The organism is Pseudomonas sp., assembly GCF_040514055.1.
GTDB lineage: Bacteria > Pseudomonadota > Gammaproteobacteria > Pseudomonadales > Pseudomonadaceae > Aquipseudomonas.
In genome coordinates, this window is record NZ_JBEVDL010000035.1 from 1 (window position 1) to 3,793 (window position 3,793).

General features: G+C 65.3%; 5 protein-coding genes. 4 read left to right on the forward strand and 1 reads right to left on the reverse strand.

All coding sequences use genetic code 11. The annotated features are described in order from the left end of the window. From ABWY06_RS08690 to phnE, 4 genes are all read left to right on the forward strand, one after another. Positions 1–427: PhnD/SsuA/transferrin family substrate-binding protein (locus ABWY06_RS08690; RefSeq protein ID WP_353925175.1), on the forward strand; the 427-nt coding region annotated here is incomplete at its 5' end. Further along, positions 424–1,221 carry a phosphonate ABC transporter ATP-binding protein gene (locus ABWY06_RS08695; RefSeq protein WP_138965946.1) on the forward strand — a complete coding sequence of 266 codons (798 nt, stop codon included), beginning with the start codon at positions 424–426 and terminating at the stop codon, positions 1,219–1,221. The genes ABWY06_RS08690 and ABWY06_RS08695, both read left to right, overlap by 4 nt. Continuing rightward, the gene (locus tag ABWY06_RS08700; protein ID WP_353925176.1) at positions 1,215–2,042 is read left to right on the forward strand and encodes a PhnE/PtxC family ABC transporter permease; all 828 of its coding nucleotides are present in this window, start codon (positions 1,215–1,217) and stop codon (positions 2,040–2,042) included. Before ABWY06_RS08695 ends, ABWY06_RS08700 begins: the two co-directional genes overlap by 7 nt. Continuing rightward, positions 2,039–2,806 carry a phosphonate ABC transporter, permease protein PhnE gene (gene phnE / locus ABWY06_RS08705; protein WP_353925177.1) on the forward strand — a complete coding sequence of 256 codons (768 nt, stop codon included), beginning with the start codon at positions 2,039–2,041 and terminating at the stop codon, positions 2,804–2,806. The genes ABWY06_RS08700 and phnE overlap by 4 nt, the downstream gene beginning before the upstream one ends. A 16-nt stretch (positions 2,807–2,822) precedes the next feature. Here phnE and ABWY06_RS08710 read toward each other — a convergent pair. Further along, the coding region (locus tag ABWY06_RS08710; protein WP_353925178.1) for a tripartite tricarboxylate transporter permease at positions 2,823–3,793 on the reverse strand (971 nt) is incomplete at its 5' end.

Consider the following 3,793-nt stretch of genomic DNA (forward strand, 5'->3'; position numbering starts at 1 on the left):
AGGCAGCCTCATGCCGCGCTTTTTCATGCTCAAGGACGGCATCAAGCCGGAAACCTTTTTCAGTCGAGTGGGCTACTCCGGTGCCCATGACGCCACCGTCGCCTGGGTCCAGGCCGGCAAGGTGGACGCCGGCGTCCTGAACGCCAGCGTCTGGGAAAAACTGGTCGCCGCCGGCAAGGTCGACACCAACAAGGTCAAAGTGTTTGCCACCACCCCGGCCTACTTCGACTACAACTGGACGGTGCGCGGGACCCTCGACCCGGCGCTGGCGGCGAAGATCAAGGCGGCCTTCCTGGCGCTCGATCCGGCGAAGCCCAAAGACAAGGAGATCCTCGATCTGCAGGCCGCCAGCCGGTTCATCGAAACCAACCCGGAAAACTATAAGGGCATCGAAGAAGCCGCTCGCGCCGCCGACCTGCTCAAATGACCTTGCACCTGACCCAGGTCAGTCTTACCCACGCCAACGGCGTCCAGGCGCTGCAGGGCGTGGACCTGCACATCGCAGCACGGGAACAGGTCGCCATCATCGGCCCGTCCGGGGCGGGCAAGTCGAGCCTGCTCAACCTGCTGGCCACCGCCCTGCGCCCTGGCAGCGGCGAGTTACAGGTACTCGGCGAGCGCGCCTGGCAGTTGTCTGCCCGTCAGCGCCAGCGTTTACGCGCGCGCATCGGACTGATCCATCAAGCGCCACCGCTGCCGCCGCGCCAGCGCGTGGTCACCGCGGTCCTGGCCGGCAAGCTGGGCCAGTGGGGCCTGGGCAAGAGCCTGCTGAACCTGCTGCATCCACTGGACATTCCGGGCGCACGCGCAGCATTGGCCAGGCTCGACCTGGGCGACAAGCTGTTCGCGCAATGCCAGCAACTGTCCGGTGGCCAGCTGCAGCGCGTGGGCATCGCCCGGGTGCTGTATCAAGCGCCCGAGGTGTTGCTGGCCGATGAGCCGGTATCGGCCATGGACCCGGTGTTGGCCGAGCACACGCTGTCGGTGCTGTGCCGCCATGCCCGGGAACACAATGTCACCCTGGTCGCCAGCCTGCATGCGGTAGAGCTGGCGCTGGCGCACTTTTCGCGGATCATCGGCTTGCGTGACGGACAGATCCTGTTCGACCTGCCCGCCGGCGCCGTCGACCGCGAGCTGCTCGACAAGCTCTACGCCAATGAGCAGCTGCAGTCCTCACCAGTTCCGACCGCACCCTTGGTTGTGCAGATTCCCCGATGCTGACACGCGATACCCGAGATCCCGCCACCCGCCCCCGCTTGCTGATCACGCTGCTGGCCCTGCTCCTGCTGTGGCCGGGCATCCACTTCAGCGAGTTGGACCTGAGCGTACTGGTCGCCAGTGACAGCCAGAGCGAGATCGGCAAGTTCGTGTCAGCCTTCTGGCCACCCGCCCATGACGAGGCGTTCATCGAGCTGTTGTTGCAAGCCACCCTGCAGACCCTGGCCATCGCCACGGCCGGCATGGCTTTGGCGTTGCTGTTGGCCATCCCCGCCAGCCTGCTGGCCAGTCGCGCCCTGTCGCTGTCCGCTGCCTCCCGTGCCGGCCATCCGGGTTTCTGGGGCCGACTGCTGCGCTGGCCGGTTCGCGGCTTGCTGATCTTCCTGCGCAGCGTGCCGGAAATCGTCTGGGCCCTGCTGTTCGTGCGTGCCGTCGGCCTCGGTCCGACGGCCGGGGTGCTGGCCATTGCCATTACCTACAGCGGCATGTTGGGCAAGGTCTATGCGGAGATTTTCGAGTCGGTCGACCAGCGCCCGGCCCACGCGCTGCTGCAGGCCGGCAGCGGTCGGCTTGCGGCCTTTGCCTACGGGATCCTGCCCAATGTCGCCGCAGAGCTGCTGTCATACACGGTGTACCGCTGGGAATGCGCCATCCGCGCTTCGGTGGTGATGGGCTTTGTCGGCGCCGGCGGCCTGGGCCAGCAAATGGACCTGTCGTTGCGCATGTTCGCCGGCGGTGAAGTGGCCAGTCTGTTGCTGACGTTCCTCGTGCTGGTGCTGCTCGCCGATCAACTCAGCCGCCTGCTGCGCTGGAGGCTGGCATGAATCGCCTGTTGAACCTGATCCTGCTGCTGTGCATCGGTGCAGCGGTCGTCGCTTCGTTCATCTACCTGGGCATCCACCTCGGCGAGCTCGGCGGCAGCGGCAACCTGAACCGGATGGGTGCTTATGCCCAGCGTTTTCTCAGCCCCGACCTGAGCGCGGGCCATCTGCAAGCCATCGGTCACGGCGCCCTGGAAACCATTGCCATGTCCGCCCTGGGCACCCTGCTCGCGGCGGTACTCGGCCTGCTGCTGGCGTTGCCCGCGGCCGGGCGCTTTGGCTGGCCCTTGCAGAGCGCGTCGCGCCTGGTGCTCAACGCCTTGCGCGCGGTGCCGGAACTGGTGTGGGCCGCGCTGATGGTGCTTGCCGCCGGCCTCGGGCCCAATGCCGGCACCCTCGCATTAGCCCTGCACACCACCGGCGTGCTCGGCCGACTGTTCGCCGAAGCGCTGGAAAATACCCCGCCGCAACCCGCCGAAGCCATCCGCCTGCAGGGCGGCAATGCCGTTTGGGCGTTCTGTTACGGGACCCTGCCCAACCTGTTGCCACAGCTGTTGGCCTACATCCTGTACCGCTGGGAGAACAATATCCGCATGGCCAGTGTGCTTGGCTTCGTCGGCGCCGGGGGCTTGGGACAAATGCTCTATGTCAGCCTCAGCCTGTTCCAGGAAGCTCAAGCCAGCACGGTGATTCTGGCCATGCTGATCCTGGTATTCGCCGTCGACTCCTTGAGCAGCTGGAGCCGTCAACGCTGGGTCAAGGCCTGACCGGGCCCCAGGCGTCTCAATCATCCTCATGCAACTTGATACCCCGCGCATGCAGCAGATGAGGCACCAACAGCACCAGTAATGTCAGCGCCAGGAATGCCGCCGAGATCGGTTGCGTCAAAAACACCGTCCAGTCCCCCTCGCTGATGGACAAGGCGTTACGCAGTTGCTTTTCAGCCATCGGCCCCAGCAGCATGCCGACGATCACGGGGGCGACGGGGAAGTCGAAGCGCCGCATCAGGACCCCGCCCCAACCGATCGCCAGCATCAGCAACAGATCGAAGGAAGAGTGGCGCATGCCGTACACGCCGATGGTGGCGAACACCAGAATGCCGGCGTTCAGGTACGGCCGCGGGATCTGCAGCAGTTTCACCCAGAGGCCCACCAACGGCAGGTTCAACACCAGCAGGATGACGTTACCGATGTACAGCGAGGCCACCAGGGTCCAGACCAGCTCCCCCGAGGTCTCGAAGAGCATCGGTCCCGGTTGCAGGTTGTAGTTCTGGAACGCGGCCAACAGGATCGCCGCGGTGGCGGAGGTGGGAATGCCCAGTGTCAGCAGCGGCACCAGAGAACCGGTGGCGCTCGCGTTGTTGGCGGCTTCGGGGCCGGCGACGCCTTCAATGGCGCCCTCGCCTTTGCTGGCGGCAAATTCTTTCGGGTACTTGCTCAGTTTGCGCTCGGTCGAATAGGACAGAAAGGTCGGAATCTCGGCACCACCGGCCGGGATCGAACCGAAGGGAAAACCGATCAGCGTGCCCCGCAGCCAGGCGGGCACCGAGCGCTTCCAGTCGGCGCGGGTCATCCACAACGAGGTCAAGCGGTGCCGGCCGGTCTCTGCTTCTTTCTGATAAAGCAGGCTGTACAAGGCCTCCCCCACGGCAAACAAACCGACCGCCACGAGTACCACCTCGATGCCATCCACCAGCTCGGGCACCCCCAAGGTGTAGCGGGCTATACCCGACGTCGAGTCCAGGCCGATCAAGC